The following is a 16,318-nucleotide window of genomic DNA, read 5'->3' as shown; positions in this document are numbered from 1 at the left end:
GACTGAAGCCTCTCAGCGCTCTCTCAACCTGATTTCGTTTGACCTATGGCGTTGGACGGAACTACTTCCGGAAGTGTTCCGCAGTCTTCCGTAATAGGGCTTCCTGCCACCCCCGATGCCCAAGGAATAGGCGCTCCTCTTGTCTTCGTTAGAACAGACAGCTTTATAGGCGCTGAAACCGTAGCCAGCTTGCATATCCTTCGACGCGGAACCCCGTCACTGCTCAACTGAATGACCGATGCTTGAACGGGCAGATGAAGAAATGCCCTGCCGCCCTTGCTGAATAGATTGTCTTTCGTCAATAGCATTGGCGACGCATTGGTGTTCGAAACAAATGCGACGCACTTCCTATGCGTTGGCTCGGCCGATGCTATGGCCACCGGGGATAGCAATGCAGTTGTAACGATCGGGAGAATGCCGCTCGCGTCTGGCTTGAGCATTGCGACTCGTAGTTCTTCAATTCTCTTGAGAAGATCTTTCTTCTTCTTGCTTACATCTGGAATGCCTTGGGCGTTCTCTTTTAGGAAGTCAAGTTTGGCGATATACAGATCAACATTGCTGCGATTCGGAAATCGCTCCGACTCGAAGTTAGATCCACCCATGACGATTGAGGATATTAGCCAATCCATGTCGACCTCCATCTCCGCATTCGAGATCTTGTAATCCGTCTTGAACATGCTCGCGTAGGAAATCAGCGCACCGGCCGCTGCCACAATGGTAGCCGTGCCTGATAACCCTGGCCCTCGGGGTCGCGCGTCACTTACTTCCCTTTCAAGGATCTCGATTTGCTTCGCGAACGAAATTGCCGTAGCCATCTTTTCGCTAATCGCCTGCCCGCTTATGACAACCGTGCCATTGGAGCAGTCCTTGTGTTCTGCAAGGGCTTTCGCGATGCTACTTCCTACAATGTTTGTTGCCCTCGGCAAGTGCTGATAAGCCATTCCTGCGAGCTTGTCGGCACCCTCAACCGCCCCGGTTTTACCCCCCTCGAACTTTGGGTAGTTGGCAGCGAATAGTTCGTTCTTAGCCTTCTGGAAAGCCAGCTCGTCCTGAAGCCTTTTGATCTCTTCTTCATTGGTGGATTGGGCGCTGACCTCCAAAGAGGCAGCGCCGAGAAACAAGGACATCATCAAGGCTGCTGGCACATGCCCTCCATGCAAACGCATAGATATTCCCCATTTTCTCCCTAGGTAAAAAGCGCAACGCTGCAGGCGCAGGGAACCGGCCAAAGCGCGCGGCTCTAGTTGGCCTGTCTAGGCCGCGCCGGCCATTGCAGTCCTTTCGCCCTACACCCGTGGCCTTGCCCTGGGCTTCAATTCCTGCCTATTAGAATCGCTCTTACGCTCTCCCCCACCCTGCTCCCGAGCCACCTCCGTAAACGGTGGATTCGAGGATTGATAGGTCGCGCCATACGAACTGACATAGAAGCGATCTTCGAACCGCTCGCGCAGCTCATCCATGTTCTTCTGGGCCTCCCGGATCCGCAGATCGCTCGACCGGCGCGCCGGCGAACTGATATTGGCCTGGGCACGAGTCAGCGCCCTTCGCGCACTCACCATCTCGGCACTTCGCTGCCCGGCACCGCTGGCTTCCAGCCCGGACAGGAATACCCGCGCCTTGTGGGCGCGATCGCGCATCTGTGCCGGCTCACATAGCGCTGCCGCAAATTCGACGATCGCTGCGGTGAGCTCTTCCGTATCTTCGAAGAAGAAGTCGTGGGTTCCATAGACGGAAACACGCGGACGATTGAGAGAGGCCGCGGCATCGAGCAAGGGTTTCTGCATATGAATGCCACACTCCTGCAGGCTATCCAGAGCCGCCCTGGCTGCTTCCTGCTGCGAAGCTAACCACTCCTCGATCAACTCCGCTTCCGCGTTGAGGAATTCTGCGCCCACACCCCGCATTCTGCCAAGCCGCCCCAGCCGACTCAGATGTCGCGCCGTCGCACTGGGCGACCAGACCGGAACAGGTCGCCCGCGAGCCAGTGTTGTCGTCGCTGGTCTCGCAGCGGGCGCTTCTGCCGATTTCTCAGGTTGATGCTGCGTCTTCTCCAACTCGCCAATGCGATCCAGGAAAGCGGACTCGCGGCTATGGCCAATCGACGTCTCGACATACCTGCCTTCACGGATGGCCTTGGCGATCGCGTCATCCATGGCCTCGGTGTCTGAGCCCGCCCGCTTTTCCAGAGGATCCAGCACACCTCGACGCAGCATGGCCGTGATCGCCTGGCCCAGATGCTTGGTGGGCGGTCGCGACAATTCCTCGGCCGCCTTGTGATCACCCCGGGCACGCGCCGCATTCGCCTGATCGTGCAGGCTGCGATGATCCACCGTGGCTTCAATCCCAGCCGCGGCCAGATGCTCATTGAGCATCCTGGCAACAATCGCCCGGACCTCGCGAATTTCCTCCGCGCCTTTTCCGCCGCGCGCATCGAATGCTTCCCCCGCGCGCTTGCCCAGACCCTCAGGGCCAACCTGTCGCGCAGACATCAGTAAATGCGTGTGGAAGTTGCGCTGATCCCCGTCTTTTCCCGGTTCGTGGATGGCGACAAGCACGGCCACCTGGTAGCGCTTCACCAGCATACGACCCAGTGCCACGGCCAGCGCTTCGCGCGCCCGCTCATCCAGTTCATTGGGCAAGCTGACTTCAAGCTCACGCGCCAGGCGGGAATTGGTGCGACGCTCGTGCGCCTCATTCAGATCCCAGAACACATGCGCATCCAGACACCAATCGAGCGCGCCCTTCGGTGCAAGCATCTGATACGACGCAACACCATGACGATGCGAGTAGCGATGCAGGGTGTGCGAAGTGGTGCAAACCAGATCGATACCCGCGCGATATGCGGCCGCGGCAACTGAGGATTCGCCCTTGCCACGACTGAAGGATTTTACAGATGCATGGTAGATCGCCATGAGCTCTCCTGTTTCGGAAAGCTCAATAAAAGGCTTGTTTTTCGCTTGTAAAGTGCCGCAGGCCGCACGGAATTCATGGTAATGAAATCCATAAGTGCGCTCTTGCGTTGTCCATTTTCCGAAGCGTCGCGAACCGCAGTTGCCATATGCGCTAAAGAGTTACTGTGTGCGAGATCGCCTCGTGACTGTGATGGCACCAACACTACGATGAACGTAGTATTTGATTCGCCATTTTTTTGTCACCTGGCCCTTGCGCCCCAAACGGATTCTGCTTGCATGCGCGCCCCATCCAGCAGGAGTCGCACATGAACGCACGCATCGCCATCGCTTTGCCCATCTACGCAGGATTGATCCTTCGAGACCTGGAGGCCTCGATCAGCAATCCCATGATCAATGCCCAGCGAGCGCTGCTCTTTGCCGATGCGTTGCTGCTGTGCGACGCCTCGAACAATCCCGGCGCCGGGGACGGCTACGCGATGGAAATCCAAGTCCAGGCAAAGGACACCGATGGCGATCAGGCCATCTTGGTTCGCGCGGCCAAGGCACGATTTGCCTCACAACTTGATAGCCGCCGCGGCAAGGGCCGAGGCCCAGCGAACTGACCGGTGGGCCTAAGAAAGCTACTTGCCTTCCTTTGTCGCCTTTCCCAACGCATCCAGCTCGGCCAGAGCCTTGTTCTGCGCTGCCACGGGAAGGCGATCGAATTTCAGAATAGCTTCGGCCAGCCGCTCATCTTGGGCGAGCAAGTAGGCCAAGGGCACGCCGAGCGCCTGCGCCAATTTCTCTGCAGTTTCGATGTCGGGCAAGTGAATTCCCCGTTCGTATCGGTTGATACGCGTGGACGCCACCTCAGGTGGCAAGCCACTGCGCAGACCTAGCTCTGCCTGTGAAATGCCCATAGCCGTGCGCACCGCTTTGAGGCGGGCAGCGAACACAGCGCGGGCACGAAGCTTGGGCATACCGGGAACAGACAACGGGTCCGTTCAGGATGCCTTCAACGGCGTTACGGTGGTACTACGTTCAACGTAGTATAGCAAGCCGGACCAGCCCGGGACGGCATCAAAGGGGGAGCCATGAAGTCGACCGAACTTGTCCGTTGGGGTGTGCCCGCACTGGGTTTCCTGGCCTATCTGCCTTGGGGCGGCCTGGGGCTGGCATTGATGCTGTTTGGCATCCTGTTCGCCGTGCTTTCCGGATTTATCCATTGGCACGGCAAAGACCCGCATGGGTTCCACAAGGGTGTGCGTGTGTGGATCGTGCTGCTTTTGCTGATTCCCTCTGCCCTGCTTACCCTCGGCGCCGCGATCACATCCCCGCTGCTCCTGCCCGTGGCAGCCGCGCCCTTGGCCCTGTCAATCTGGCTATTGATGCGAAGCAACAAACAGATCCGACGCCATGACCTTCCTTCGCACTGATCACGAGCCGACCATGCGCGCATCCTTGCTCCTCGCCTTGCTCATTATCAGCGTCTGGGCCACGGCCGCCCCGCCCGCCGCCCGTCCCGGTGTCGTGCTCGATCACCAGACCTCATCAGCTAGCTCTGCGTCGGGAGCCTGCGGCGGCTCGGCGGTTCGCGTCTCGGGGCTGGAATCCAGTTCCCAAGCCCGCACCTTTATCGGTCCGCAAGGGAGCATCAAGATCATGGGAGCCACCACACTGACTATCGGCCCCGAAGCTCACGGCAACTCGGGCATCTTCTTACAGGATCGCAACGAACTGCACTGTCTGAGCACCGGCAAGGGGCAAATGTTGCTGCTCGCCATGCATTGCGACGGGCGCTCATGCCCCATAGTGGACTATCGCGTCGTCGATCCGAAAGCCGCCAGGGTTATCAGCGCGCAGAGCGCGATGGATGAATGTGACTTGCCCTGCGCTGAGAAAGCGCTGGGTGTGTCAGTGCCCAAAGCATTGAGAAACTAGCGAGCGGGCTCGTCGAGTTCGCCGCGAGAAACATGACGCTGACCGAGTCATAAACACCGTCGCCAAAGTTCTATATGAAGGCAACTCTAGCGAATATTCCCCCTGCAGCTCAGCACGACAGCCGAGCGCACTTGATCTGAGTTAGTCGTTAGACCGAAATCCGGGCGCGCTGGCGAGCCATCGGCGACAGTCGACCCCTCATCTCTGGCACTTACGCACGGTACCAATAATCTTCGACGCCGCAGCGCTGTTTGATGAATCAGAGAACGCCTCCACATACAATATGCGGCCAACGACATCGGTACCGATCACCGCTAACGCCTGCACTTTATCTTGCTGATAAATATCAACAAGTCTTGTGGCGACCTCATCGCTCACTTTTTCACCGTTTCTGATCACCGGATGGTACTGAGCGATAAGCATCGCAGGGGCGGTCGGTCGAGACGAGATTCCAATTTTTATCACAGACGCTCCTTGTCGAACAAAGGTCCCCTCATGATCTTCGTTCACAGAAAAGCTGACCTCGGCACCCTTCGGCACTTCGGCGCAGAGTCCATAGTCCTTGCTAATTACAGCGATCTCACCATCGGTGCAGCCAACTGCGAGCATGGAAAGACATGCCATGCTCGCAACGAGCCTACCAAACCGAACGCTACTCACAATTGCAGCCTTTAGCTTTGAAGTTTTCATTGGATTGCATCATGTCCAGGATCATCTGCTCGGTAACACCTGAGTTCTCCACATACTCATCCATCGTTGTAAGTGGATAGTGACCAAGCCCCATTAAATGCCCCCCTTCATGCGCGTAAGTCTCACCGCGCTGCGGCGGGTATGAGAAGTCCCACTCGTTCGATCGCACTGGACCAGGCACAATCCTTACGTTGTTCCCGATAGCCTGACCAGGCGGTGCGGATGCGAACGCGCCAGACGACACTATCACGTGCACACGCAATGTGAATCGCCCAACCTGCCGCCTCCAAAATGTCTCTATTGAACTCACGATCGCGGCAATGCTCTCCGGGTTGGCCTCAGGACCCGAAAAATGCACAGGAATTCCGACGCCGATAACGTTGCCGTTCCTGCACCAATACGCGACCAGACCTAAAGGATCAATCGCCGACACGGGATTTCCACCGACGTAGCCATAGGTATTTAGTCCACCAGCCAATCCGATCGGATCAGATTGCGTATACCGCCCAAGGCGCGCGTCGTAGTAGCGATTGACGTTGTACCAAAGCCCGGTCTCCTGATCGAAATACTGCCCAGGGAAACCGACATTCAAACCGCCAATAGTGTCCAGCGTTACTGCACGATCAAATGCGTAATTGCTGGCGCGCCACACCACCGCGTTTGCACTGTTCGTGGCCACTTCAGGACGGCCGAGGTGATCGTTGTGAATCCAATAAACTTGGGATCCACGCGTGATACCGACCAACTCGCCTCCAAACCAAAGGTAGTTGGTCCACAACCCACTCTCATCGCGGTGCTCGCTCAGCAAGCGACTGCTCGGGCCATATATGTATCGATAGTGGCCATGGCTAGGCGCGGACTTCCATACGCGCTCGTTGAAACTGTTGTAGCCGTATGAGGCATCAGCCACGAAGCCTGATCCCTGCCATTTCTCGGTTCTGGAAAGCTCGTTGAATGCCCCATACAAGTAGTTCGTCGCGTATTGACCCGGATAGTGAGCCTGACCGATGTTCCCACGCGCGTCGAAAGCGTAGCTAACCGGACCTGCCTGACTGGTCGAATTGTTCGCGCCGGAAACGGTGTACGCCTCCGCGTTGTACTGCGTACGATTTCCGTTCGCGTCATAGGTGATCGAAGCGTTCCCGGATGGCGATGTCACACTTGTTAGTCTGAAGGCGGCATCGTAGCCGTAAGTCTGGCTAAGACTTGAATTCACCGCGTTTGTAAGCTGCGTGATCTGACTATCAACATCGTATCCGTACGTCAAACCCTGCAACGCAGAGGAGCCGTTCGCAACAATATTTGACGTCATTCGCCCGTCCATATCCCGCGGCTGATTTCTTATCAACCCGTTACCGAGGGTAGTTTGCGCCGCAGGCCCGAACGGCATGTACTTTCGGTCGGACACGATAAGCGAGATGTTTCCCCCGATGTTGACGGACATCGTCATCGACTTTCCGGCCGCGTATCCATAGCCTACTGCCACACCGTTTGGGTATGACATAGAGTTCAACCTACCCACCGTGTCGTAGTAGTAGCCCGTCCAGTGCTCTGGACCGCCCACGGTATTGATATCGCGCTGGACAGCCAGTCTTCCATCAGGCAGGTAACCGAAGATCCGGGAGTTCAGCTCCTGCGTAGGCGTTGAGGTCGATATGCCGCACAGACGAGACTTGCCTGCGTTACACCAATCGTATGTAAACCAGCGCGCATCCGACCCCGTCCCGGTCCAATGGAGGCGCCCAAGGCCATCATAGGAGTAGCCCAGCGCACTGCCATCATTGCGCTGCATATATGTCAGCTGACCCGAGGCATTGTGCTGATAGGTGGTTGAGCCCGTGTCCGGACTGAATTGCGCCCACGTTTGTCCGAAACCATCATGCGAAAAAGTACTGACCTTTCCTCGAGGATCAGTAACCTTCGTAATTCGATCGCCCGCATCATACTCAAAATAGGTCGCCTGGTTCAGCGGATCGACAGAGGACACAACCCTATCCAGCGCATCGTAGTTCAGCGTCGTAACTCGCCCTTGAGAGTCTTTAATAGTTTTTATGTTTCCACTGAGGTCATACGTATAGCGGGTGTTCCTTCCATAGTTTCCACGAGAAGCACGAGGCCGACCCAACTCGTCGTAGTCGACGAATGCTGATTGCTTTGCTACAGGAGAATCTGTCGACTGCTCGTACCAGAATGGTTCATAGCACTGCTCTGGTGGAGCCCCTAAGGGGCCATGGCATTCGAACACCCAGCTCGTTGTCTGCTCAACCACCCAATTGATAGTCGAAATCTGGTTTCCCGCGAGATCTCGTCCATAGCTCTGCTGCTCTTGTGCACTTCCACCGAAGAGAACACCAGGCACATTTCGCGCACTCATCGCCAGAGCAAGCCTCGCATCGTAAGTGTACGAGGTTGTTACACCATCCGGAGATGTCATGGAACTCAATGTCCCATTACCTCCATACACATAGCTCGTGTCTGCGGGCGTGGTGCCGTCGGGATAGTGGCGAATGCGTGTAATGCGACCTTGAGCATCATAGAGGTAGTCAACAATATCCCCGTTGACTCCAGTAACACGCCCAGGCAAACCAAGTCCGTTGTGATTTGTGAAAACCGTTTGGTGGCCGAGTGTGTTGTATGTTGATGTCAGGTTGCCAAAAGAATCATATGCGGTGGTCGTTGCATCCTGCGAGCCGGCGACAGGCCAATCGATCCTGATCGTAGCGATCATCCCTGGCGAGATGACGCCGCCAGACATAGAACCATAATCGGTATAGCTGAATGTAGTCGTTTGAGTCTGATTTGCTACACCGATAGGTGAGAGATTGGTAACCGCTATGTCAGTGATACGACCAACAGGGTTGTAGTTGTAGACTGTGCGACTCAGCCCAACTACAGTCTCACTCATTAGCCGATAACTTTGATTGGGCCCCCACCACTCATAGTTCGTGGTGCGCGCAAGTGACGTGCCGTACGCCTCAATCTTCTGAAGCAAAAGACCAGCCGCACTATAAGAATAGGCCGTCTTGTTATTGTTGAAGTCGGAAACCATCTGCGGGTAGCCATTGGCATCGTACTCAATCAGCGCTAGGGAAGATGGACAGTACGTGCTGGCATGCCCTGTAGTTGTTGTTAGGTTTCCGTCCTTGAATGCATATGTCGTTTGTTTTCCCAGCGGGTTAGTCTCCAGGACAGTCAGTAGCCCATTCGCTCCCGGCGTGTAGCTGAAAGTGTACTTGTCAAGACCGTTGTGCTCAGTGCTGGTCGCGTATCCGGTCGCGTTGTACGTGAATTTTGAGTAACGGACACCATTGAAGCTCTTTCCGGTTAGCGCCGTTTGATCTGTAATTTCGTAGTGATAGGTAGTGGTCTGAGCTGGTACGCCCGGCTTTGCACTAGAAGCAAGTCGATGCAATCCCGTGCCAAACTTGTTGGCAGTGTAGGCGTAGCCATAGTAGTTTCCAGCGGGATCGCGAACTGCGGTCAGCTGGCCCGCCGACCAGGTAAATTCGACATACCTACCTGATGTATGTGTAATGCGATGCGGATAAGTTCCGTTCGTGTAGGTGAACGTCCAACTTACATTGGTGTGATTGCGCACCCACTCCACGTATCCAGCAGACGAATAGATCTCAAACCCTGCATCCTCCGTACGGACATGGAATTTCCCGTTCGGCTGCACTTCGATACTTGCGAGCGGTGACGGCTTGTCCTCAAAGAACGTATTACTTGTCCCATTTCTGATGAACTTTATGGTCCGACCATCTGGCCGCCACGCGTAAATGACAGTGTTCGCCCCTATGCCACATGCCCCTCCGCCAGGACGCGGGTAACAAGTATTGAGGGCTACGGTTCCGAATGTGAGCTTGTAGTCAAAGCTACTTACCCAATGCTTCCCGAACAGTCCAACACCTGTCCAGTAGTGGTTATAGGTCCTAACTAGCTCTAACGGCATCTCACCAGAAGTAGAGAAATCGCTCTCGATTTCTATCTTGTTACCGGTGGACGGGATAATCGGATTACCCCTACATGTCTTGTCGTTGATTCCTGGATTCTTTGTTTGATCGAGAGTATTTCGGTTGCCGATCTGAGGCGCTCCCGATCCAGGCGCCGAGTGACCAATGCCAGGACGTATATTTCTCGTGAACTCCAACCAACACACAACCACCGGCCGCGTCGATGTAGGCGTGCTCGTACTGCCGGAGCGACATATCCTCTCCATGCCAGCATGCGCTTCGTCAATACTGAACATCAGAAGCAAGAAGAACATCAGCGACCAGCATGCGAAGCCGAAGCCGAGGAGGGTTCTAGAGCGGAATGGGTTCGGAAGCGGCTGCGTTGTGGCCATTAGGCGCTGCGTGCCCCCAACAGATGCACAGCGTTCCCCACACACCTCACCGAAGTGCGCAATGTCATGTCCTGACTTCATTACTCCGCTCCATTCCAGCCATTGCAGACTGGAGTCCATGCGTCCACCACCCCGGTGGGACACCCCATGTCGGCGAACCTACTCCTAGAAGCTCATTTAAAACAGTCGGGAGACGACGTAAACGTAAATACTTTCCATTCTTGGCCGACGCCGGCCCTTATCCTGGACGCGGCCGCTTCTATTGGAATGATTTTTGCGTCCAGGAAGACCTGATCGCCTCATCTACAAATCCTGCGGCAAGCCTCATGCAACCCCGCTCGCCCACCATCGGGCAGCCAAATCGCTGCCAACTCATCTGATAGGCGCTTTTCCACAAGGATCCTGCAACGCGCGCCGCAAAACGGGTGCCGTCGGGCTGCCCTGATGATCGGCAACGGCGCCTCACTCTGGGTCCTAGCCTGAGAATCTTGCGATGCAGCAAATTTAGAGCGCATCAGCCGCCAGGCGTTTCCGCAGCGTTGTCCCGATCCTCGCTCTCGCGATGGTTGTGCGCGACCAGCCTGCCCAGCTTCGGCAGCAGCCACAGCTCCGCGTCCTCGACGAATTCGTAGACCACCGGGACGAGGGCCAGCGACAGGATCGCCGAGCTGATCAGGACCGCTGTTCACGGTCGGACCTGCCTGGTTTGTCCAGCAGGAGAATGAGATGGGGAAGATCGTGCCGGGCCAGCTTGCCGACTTCGCGCTCTTGGACAAGGACTACGTCACCATTCCGGAAGAGCAGATCAAGACCATCTCGTCCCTGCTTACCGTGGTCGATGGTCGCGTGGTCTACGGCGCACAGAACTACGCCGAGCCCGCCCCGAAGCGGCCGCCTACCCTGCCCGAGTGGTCGCCCGTGAAGCACTTCGGCGGCCACTACCCGCCCAAGTGATACCCATCGTTCGGTAAGCGAACTCGATCAACCATAGGCCCGCCTCTCAACAGGGGCGGGCCTTTTGCTACCTGGCCTCCACTACCTTGCTAGTGGTGAGGTCGGACTACTTGGCTATCGGACAGGGGAATGTGACGATGCCGCCATTCTTCCTGCACATGGAAAGGGGCAGCAATGGGTATCGTCCACTCACGGATCCAGCACGGCGTCGGCCAAGGCTCATTCCACTCGGCCAGCGTTGAAACAAGTCCAGGTGCCGCCGGTCCTCGCTACCGCTTCGACTATGTCTACGACTGCGGGGCGATGGCCGGCCCCAACCCGTCCAAGGCGCTTGAGAAGGCGATAAACCGGCTCGGGCTGGAACAGCGCAAGGGATCTTCCGGGCCAGGTGTCCTGGACATGCTCGTCCTGTCCCATTTCGACTCTGACCACCTCAATGGGGCTCAACTGCTTTGCAGCAAATTCACTGTGCGCCGGATCTTTGTTCCCTATCTGCGTCCGGACATGCTGTCTCTGGTCGTAGCAAGCCTGGCTGAGAGAATCACGGACAGCCACATCCGCGCACTGCATCAGCTCGCTCACGGCGAAGGAACCCTTTGGGACACTCCTGTGACCATGGTGCGCTCCGGCGACGATACTCCGCCACGACGTGAGATCTACGAGCCCGACGAGCCCGGCGAGCCTCGCCACCCGGACGACGAAAGCCAGATCCCACCATTGGCCGACCTGGTGCTCGGCTCAACCGGCCAGCGTCCCGCCACGGAGATGGCGGATGTGGACACTGTCTTGACTGAGTTTGGCTCCATCAGCCACATATGGAAGTTCAAGTTCTGGAACCGGGAAGCAGATCAAGGTCTGCTCGATGAAATCAAGCGAAAGCTGGATGCCTGCGGCTTCCCAAGGGCCGATCTGCAAGACCCCGCCGGCGCCGCCGCTGCAGCCAAATGGCTAAGAAGCGGAGTGAATCGCGACAACACCGTGGCCGCGTATCGAAAAGCGATTGCGTCCTATAAGCCTGCCTGGGGGCATGAGGCCACGCAAAAGGGCATCGCCAATCTGTTGTCTTTGGCGATGTATTCCGGACCCGCTTTCTACGCTAGCAAGCCCCTCTATCGATCTCGATATCACATCACCAACATCTACGCACATGATTGGTGGCCTTACGAAACCCGTGCTTTGACAGGCTGGCTGGGGACCGGTGATGCGCCATTGGGCGAGCCGGAGGTATGGGACGATTTCCAAGCACACTATCTTGTCGAGCTACCCAACGTCAGCACCTATGTAGTGCCTCACCATGGCGCCGCGCCAAGCGGTGGCCCTCGTTACTACAACGCCAAGCTAAACCACACGGCGGGCGTTGCTTCGGTCATCTCCTATGGCTCCAAGAACACCTACGGGCACCCGCGGTTTACTGTGCTGACACATATCCAAGCCACGCATGGGCACATTGTTGAGGTTACGGAAGAGTGCAGGAACGGATTCCAAGAGATCCTCCTTCTCAATACCGCACACCAAATGGCGACGTAGTCATTGCGTTCTGACAGCATCACTTTCATCCCTCTACAATTGCAGAGACGCTACATCCTCCGACTGGAAGCGGCTTTAGTCGTTCGTAGCGACAGACCAACAACTACAAAGGACGTGTAGGTATGCCAGTTAAGATTGCAATCATTGGCGGCGGGGCCAAAGCAGCAGCCATCGCCGCACGGAGCCACTGCATTGAGCTCGCCCGGAAGGAGAAGGGTTCGAAGAGTATTCCGCCCGCGCCAGAGATTACGATATTTGAGCAAAGAGCAATCGGATCAGGATGGACGGGAGCAGCCGGATATACCGATGGAGCTCAGCGACTATGCACCGCGATTGAGCGAGACTTGGGGTTTCCGTATACATCCAAGCATCCAAAGCTCGATGAGCTAATGCTCAAGCACTTCTCATGGCATTCTTTTCGCCAAAGTGAGAAAACCTATCAGAGATGGATAGATGAAGGGCGGAAGCCACCACGTCACAGCCTTTTCTCCCGATATCTGAAATGGGCAACTACAGCGTCAGAGTGCGATGTAGTCATAGCAGAGGTAAAAGGATGCAAGGCCCATGAAGGAAAGTGGCGAATCAAGATTCAGGGCAAAGAAGACTCGCGCGGACGGTTCTACCGCGAAGAGTTCGATGGGCTGGTGATCACCGGTCCAGGACCAGCTAATCGCATCACTAGGACTGGTTCTCCAAGAAACTTTTTCACCGGTCAGGATTTTTGGTCGCGACTTGGCGAGGTCCGACGTTGTTTAAAGCAGTTGGCAAAAGACACCGAGGCGGAGATCGCGATCATTGGCGCTGGAGGTACGGCGGCTGCGATCTTAGCTTGGCTGATCAGGAACGGACAACAAGACCGAATCATTCGCCTCGTTGCAGATCAGCCCGCGTTCTTCACGCGAGGAGACAGTGTTTTTGAGAACAGCCTGTTTAATGACGACACTGCATGGGGTGATCTCTCTAATGAAACGCGTATTGCATTCACCACCCGACTCAACCGAGGTGTAGTCTGGCAATCAGTAATGAGTCAGCTTGAAGAAGCGACCGGCCTGAGGTTCGTGGAGGGCATGGCGAAATCGGTATCCTTTGGAAATACCATTAAAGTCCTCGTGGAACCGACTGCGAAAGACAAAATGAAGTTCCATCTTCAGCCAGGCATGGTTATTGATGCGTCCGGATTTGATGCAACATGGTTCTCGCGCTTGCTCGAGCCAAACAATTTCCCAGAGGGAACGCCGCGCGACCTGAGGAAATGGATCGCAGAACGGGTGGATGCCAGCTTGCAGATCAGCGATCCTGCGCTTGGGTTGCCTAACATTCATGTTCCCGGACTTGCGGACCTCCAAGGGCCAGGCTTTGGAAGCCTGATGTCATTGGGAGGCATGGCTCAGCGAGTACTGATGGGCTATTGGGATCCTTGACACTCACGACGCATATGCGTATATATACATACGCAATAAAGCAATGGAGTGAACTACTATGAGCGACAATGGCTTTGTCCTGCGATCCTTCTACATCAGCCCAAGTGTAGACGAGCAACTGAAGCATGAGGCGTTTGCGAACGGCGTAAGCAAGAACGAGTTGATTCGTAAGTATTTGAGGGCTGGAATGGCGGCGAGTAAAACGAAGAACGCCACAGTCAAGAAGCGCGTCTCTGCCCCTCGGAAGAGAAAGGCAGCTGTGCCCGCAGGCGCATAGGTTTCAATTGATTCAGATCTTTCCGGTCTGCATGGCAACTGCAGGTTACTGACCAAGATTGACTTCCAGGCGTGTGGGGGCTAGTCGGCCTCGATGCCCTATCCCGGTGAAGCTACTCAGAACCGCTAACTGTAGCTGGCCACCATCCACTTGGAAATCGAGGGCGGCGTCACCGGGTATCACCGGGAAATCGGGAGCGATCGATCCAATCAAGTTGACTTGACTTCAACGGTGCACATATCGCCGCTGTCCATGGCGCCAAAATGGTTGATCTCGGTCAGATCAAGATGGACGGCTCTATGGACAACTTTGCTCCGAGCCCTCAGCAAGCGCAAGGTGCGTTGATCCGTACCGCCAGATCGGCTTGGGTGCTTGACGACATCGCCGAATCGGCTATGTAACGAAGATGAGCCAGCCCCGCACTTACACCCGACACGTCGCCGAGCCTCGCGATTGGATGGATGAGGAAGAGCGCGTCATCCGACAAAACATCATCAATGACATGATTGAGCTAACCAAGCGGCGTGGCTGTATACCTCTGGTCGTAGGCGAGCTTCTGGCACGCTACATAGAAGGTGAACTCGACGATCAGCAGTTAATGAGCGAGTTTGACAGGGCCTATCGCTCGCGCTGCCACTGAACTCATGGATACTTCTTCGCATTAGGGCCCAACCGGTGGTCAAACTGACCTGGACTGTAGATCGGTAGCACCACCCCCGGCTTGAAGCTTGCAAGCGCCTGCACCTGCTTAGGCCGCAAGCTTTCGGAGGACTCGCACGCGGTGTAGCGATCGAGATTGCGATACTTCCCCTCGCGCGCGTCGTCGCCTTCGTACTCGCCTTCGGAATGGCCAGTGATGCTAGCCACCACATCCTTGGACTGCCCCGCCGTTCGGAGCGCGGTGACCAAGGTATGCCGAAAGGCGTGAGACCCGATACCGGACTTTAAGCCGGTGGTCTTACGCAGATAGGCCGCAAACTGCATCACGTGCCCCACACTGTAACCAGCACCATTGAGTTCGCCGGTCTTCCTGCAAGTGCCCGCCTTCAACTGGGGGAACAAGCGCAGCAACCCTGCCTGACGAACTTCTTCTACATATTGCATCAACCCCGCATCGAGCAGCGCTTGTGCCACGGGCACCACCCGGGATGATGAGTCGTTCTTGAAGCTCTTCTCACGCATGCCCACCACCGTGTGCTCAGCGTCTTCGCCCAAGGGCTTGAAGAAGAAGCACATCACACCTTGATCCATGCCGATATCAGCAGCCCGCAGCTGCGCGATTTCTTCCACCCTTGCCCCGGTGTGCAAGGCAATGGAAGGTATCCACCAGCGGTGAGGGAATTTCCGTGCCCACGGCTCGAACGTGTCTGGATTGAATATCTTTGCCAGGGTTGCTGGATCCAACGGGAAACGCGTTTTCTTGGCCTTTGTGGAGGGGTTCTCGGCCTTGAAAATCTCCATGGGATTGCTTGGCACTTCCCCCACTTTCAAGAACATCTCAAAGAAGGCGTTGAGCACCGCCAAATGCGACCTACGGGTCCCTTCTGCCACTGGGACCTCCTGGCCCTCCGCAATGCCAACATCCAGCTTCTGACGCGGCGTCAGTCCACGCAGGTCCACTCTGCTATTGGCCCTGCGCGGCCACCACCTGAGGTGATTGAAGAATTCCTCGATGACTTTGTATCCAATCTGTGAAATCGGCACATCGCCGGCCACCGCCATCAGGATGTGGAGAGTTCCCTGGGTGTTGGTGAGAATGCTTTTTCCGCGCTTACGATCACGCATTTTCTTCAGATAGAACTTGGTCGCCTCAGACAGCTTCGGGGAAGGCACGTCAGAGCGCCGAGCCTGCGGTAGCGGGGATACGACCGACCGGCTAGGCCGACGGTTCTTGTCGATGACCACACCGATGAACTCTTTGGCGTTGTGGATCTCTGCCTGGCTAAGATCCAAATCAATCTCCACCATCGCCCGGCCCACCTTCATCCGGAAGGTGCGTCCACGCACTTCGAAGTGTCGGCCGGGCGGTGCTAGTTGAGCGGCGATGGACTGGATCTGCATACAAGCGTTTCTTTCAGCAATGGAAACACTTGGATAAAACCTATCTCAACTTTGTCAACGCAGCGCATCGAAAATACGCTTGAAATCACAGTCATATGGATTGCGAGGCCGTGGTCAGTTAGCGCACGCAGCAACCTTTGGAATTAGCCTGAAAAAAATGGTAATTCCTAGCCAAACCGGACCAAATCTTCGAGGATTTGGTCATGAAGCA

General features: G+C 56.1%; 14 protein-coding genes. 7 read left to right on the top strand and 7 right to left on the bottom strand.

What is annotated here, in order from left to right; translation table 11 throughout:
• Window positions 1-23 precede the first annotated feature (23 nt).
• Together V7060_RS07690 and V7060_RS07685 are read right to left on the bottom strand one after the other, a co-directional pair.
• Window positions 24-1,127 carry a hypothetical protein gene (locus tag V7060_RS07690; RefSeq protein ID WP_334178663.1) on the bottom strand — a complete coding sequence of 368 codons (1,104 nt, stop codon included), beginning with the start codon at window positions 1,125-1,127 and terminating at the stop codon, window positions 24-26.
• 159 nt (window positions 1,128-1,286) lie between these two features.
• On the bottom strand, window positions 1,287-2,912 hold the full coding sequence (locus tag V7060_RS07685) for a MobA/MobL family protein (RefSeq protein ID WP_334178662.1): 1,626 nt from the start codon (window positions 2,910-2,912) through the stop codon (window positions 1,287-1,289).
• 305 nt (window positions 2,913-3,217) lie between these two features.
• Here V7060_RS07685 and V7060_RS07680 point away from each other — a divergent pair, with 305 nt between their 5' ends.
• Entirely contained in the window at window positions 3,218-3,514 is a 297-nt protein-coding gene (locus tag V7060_RS07680) for a hypothetical protein (RefSeq protein ID WP_334178661.1), read from the top strand.
• A gap of 18 nt (window positions 3,515-3,532) precedes the next feature.
• Here V7060_RS07680 and V7060_RS07675 read toward each other — a convergent pair whose 3' ends face one another.
• Window positions 3,533-3,871, bottom strand: coding sequence for a helix-turn-helix transcriptional regulator (locus V7060_RS07675; RefSeq protein WP_334178660.1), 339 nt, complete (start codon window positions 3,869-3,871; stop codon window positions 3,533-3,535).
• 114 nt (window positions 3,872-3,985) lie between these two features.
• Between V7060_RS07675 and V7060_RS07670 the strand changes: the two genes are divergently transcribed.
• Window positions 3,986-4,327, top strand: coding sequence for a hypothetical protein (locus V7060_RS07670; RefSeq protein ID WP_334178659.1), 342 nt, complete (start codon window positions 3,986-3,988; stop codon window positions 4,325-4,327).
• Between the two features lie 13 nt (window positions 4,328-4,340).
• Complete coding sequence (locus tag V7060_RS07665) at window positions 4,341-4,832, top strand: hypothetical protein (RefSeq protein WP_334178658.1); 492 nt, start codon at window positions 4,341-4,343, stop codon at window positions 4,830-4,832.
• A 198-nt stretch (window positions 4,833-5,030) separates the two neighbouring features.
• On the opposite strand, the gene V7060_RS07660 is transcribed toward V7060_RS07665, so the two are convergent.
• The 3 genes from V7060_RS07660 to V7060_RS07650 all read right to left on the bottom strand — a co-directional run bounded on the left by V7060_RS07660 (window position 5,031) and on the right by V7060_RS07650 (window position 10,504).
• On the bottom strand, window positions 5,031-5,441 hold the full coding sequence (locus tag V7060_RS07660; protein WP_334178657.1) for a hypothetical protein: 411 nt from the start codon (window positions 5,439-5,441) through the stop codon (window positions 5,031-5,033).
• A gap of 43 nt (window positions 5,442-5,484) precedes the next feature.
• Window positions 5,485-9,987: an RHS repeat-associated core domain-containing protein gene (locus V7060_RS07655; RefSeq protein WP_334178656.1), complete on the bottom strand. Its 4,503-nt coding sequence runs from the start codon at window positions 9,985-9,987 to the stop codon at window positions 5,485-5,487.
• Window positions 9,988-10,381: 394 nt separating this feature from the next.
• Window positions 10,382-10,504 (bottom strand): hypothetical protein, encoded by a 123-nt coding sequence (locus V7060_RS07650; RefSeq protein ID WP_334178655.1) that lies wholly within the window; start codon window positions 10,502-10,504, stop codon window positions 10,382-10,384.
• Window positions 10,505-10,548: 44 nt separating this feature from the next.
• Here V7060_RS07650 and V7060_RS07645 point away from each other — a divergent pair, with 44 nt between their 5' ends.
• The 4 genes from V7060_RS07645 (at window position 10,549) to V7060_RS07630 (ending at window position 14,686) form a co-directional block, all read left to right on the top strand.
• A complete protein-coding gene (locus V7060_RS07645) occupies window positions 10,549-10,821 on the top strand; it encodes an amidohydrolase family protein (protein WP_334178879.1) in 273 nt (90 codons plus the stop codon).
• A gap of 174 nt (window positions 10,822-10,995) precedes the next feature.
• The gene (locus V7060_RS07640; RefSeq protein ID WP_334178654.1) at window positions 10,996-12,348 is read left to right on the top strand and encodes a hypothetical protein; all 1,353 of its coding nucleotides are present in this window, start codon (window positions 10,996-10,998) and stop codon (window positions 12,346-12,348) included.
• Window positions 12,349-12,470: 122 nt separating this feature from the next.
• Entirely contained in the window at window positions 12,471-13,769 is a 1,299-nt protein-coding gene (locus tag V7060_RS07635; RefSeq protein ID WP_334178653.1) for a SidA/IucD/PvdA family monooxygenase, read from the top strand.
• Between the two features lie 683 nt (window positions 13,770-14,452).
• Complete coding sequence (locus V7060_RS07630; protein ID WP_334178652.1) at window positions 14,453-14,686, top strand: hypothetical protein; 234 nt, start codon at window positions 14,453-14,455, stop codon at window positions 14,684-14,686.
• Between the two features lie 2 nt (window positions 14,687-14,688).
• Here the strand turns inward: V7060_RS07630 and V7060_RS07625 are convergent, their stop codons facing one another.
• Window positions 14,689-16,107, bottom strand: coding sequence for a site-specific integrase (locus V7060_RS07625; RefSeq protein WP_334178651.1), 1,419 nt, complete (start codon window positions 16,105-16,107; stop codon window positions 14,689-14,691).
• Between the last annotated feature and the right edge of the window lie 211 nt (window positions 16,108-16,318).

It is taken from the genome of Pseudoxanthomonas sp. (assembly GCF_036845285.1).
Lineage (GTDB): Bacteria > Pseudomonadota > Gammaproteobacteria > Xanthomonadales > Xanthomonadaceae > Pseudoxanthomonas_A.
This window is presented reverse-complemented; position numbering and strand designations above follow the sequence as displayed.

What these genes read in the sequence shown, in the direction of transcription:
- V7060_RS07665 (WP_334178658.1), top strand. Translation starts at nt 4,341, where the DNA reads ATGCGCGCATCCTTGCTCCTCGCCTTGCTCATTATCAGCGTCTGGGCC.
- V7060_RS07625 (WP_334178651.1), bottom strand. Translation starts at nt 16,107, where the DNA reads ATGCAGATCCAGTCCATCGCCGCTCAACTAGCACCGCCCGGCCGACAC.
- V7060_RS07690 (WP_334178663.1), bottom strand. Translation starts at nt 1,127, where the DNA reads ATGTCCTTGTTTCTCGGCGCTGCCTCTTTGGAGGTCAGCGCCCAATCC.
- V7060_RS07660 (WP_334178657.1), bottom strand. Translation starts at nt 5,441, where the DNA reads ATGCTCGCAGTTGGCTGCACCGATGGTGAGATCGCTGTAATTAGCAAG.
- V7060_RS07640 (WP_334178654.1), top strand. Translation starts at nt 10,996, where the DNA reads ATGGGTATCGTCCACTCACGGATCCAGCACGGCGTCGGCCAAGGCTCA.
- V7060_RS07685 (WP_334178662.1), bottom strand. Translation starts at nt 2,912, where the DNA reads ATGGCGATCTACCATGCATCTGTAAAATCCTTCAGTCGTGGCAAGGGC.
- V7060_RS07675 (WP_334178660.1), bottom strand. Translation starts at nt 3,871, where the DNA reads ATGCCCAAGCTTCGTGCCCGCGCTGTGTTCGCTGCCCGCCTCAAAGCG.
- V7060_RS07670 (WP_334178659.1), top strand. Translation starts at nt 3,986, where the DNA reads ATGAAGTCGACCGAACTTGTCCGTTGGGGTGTGCCCGCACTGGGTTTC.
- V7060_RS07630 (WP_334178652.1), top strand. Translation starts at nt 14,453, where the DNA reads ATGAGCCAGCCCCGCACTTACACCCGACACGTCGCCGAGCCTCGCGAT.
- V7060_RS07635 (WP_334178653.1), top strand. Translation starts at nt 12,471, where the DNA reads ATGCCAGTTAAGATTGCAATCATTGGCGGCGGGGCCAAAGCAGCAGCC.
- V7060_RS07655 (WP_334178656.1), bottom strand. Translation starts at nt 9,987, where the DNA reads ATGGACTCCAGTCTGCAATGGCTGGAATGGAGCGGAGTAATGAAGTCA.
- V7060_RS07680 (WP_334178661.1), top strand. Translation starts at nt 3,218, where the DNA reads ATGAACGCACGCATCGCCATCGCTTTGCCCATCTACGCAGGATTGATC.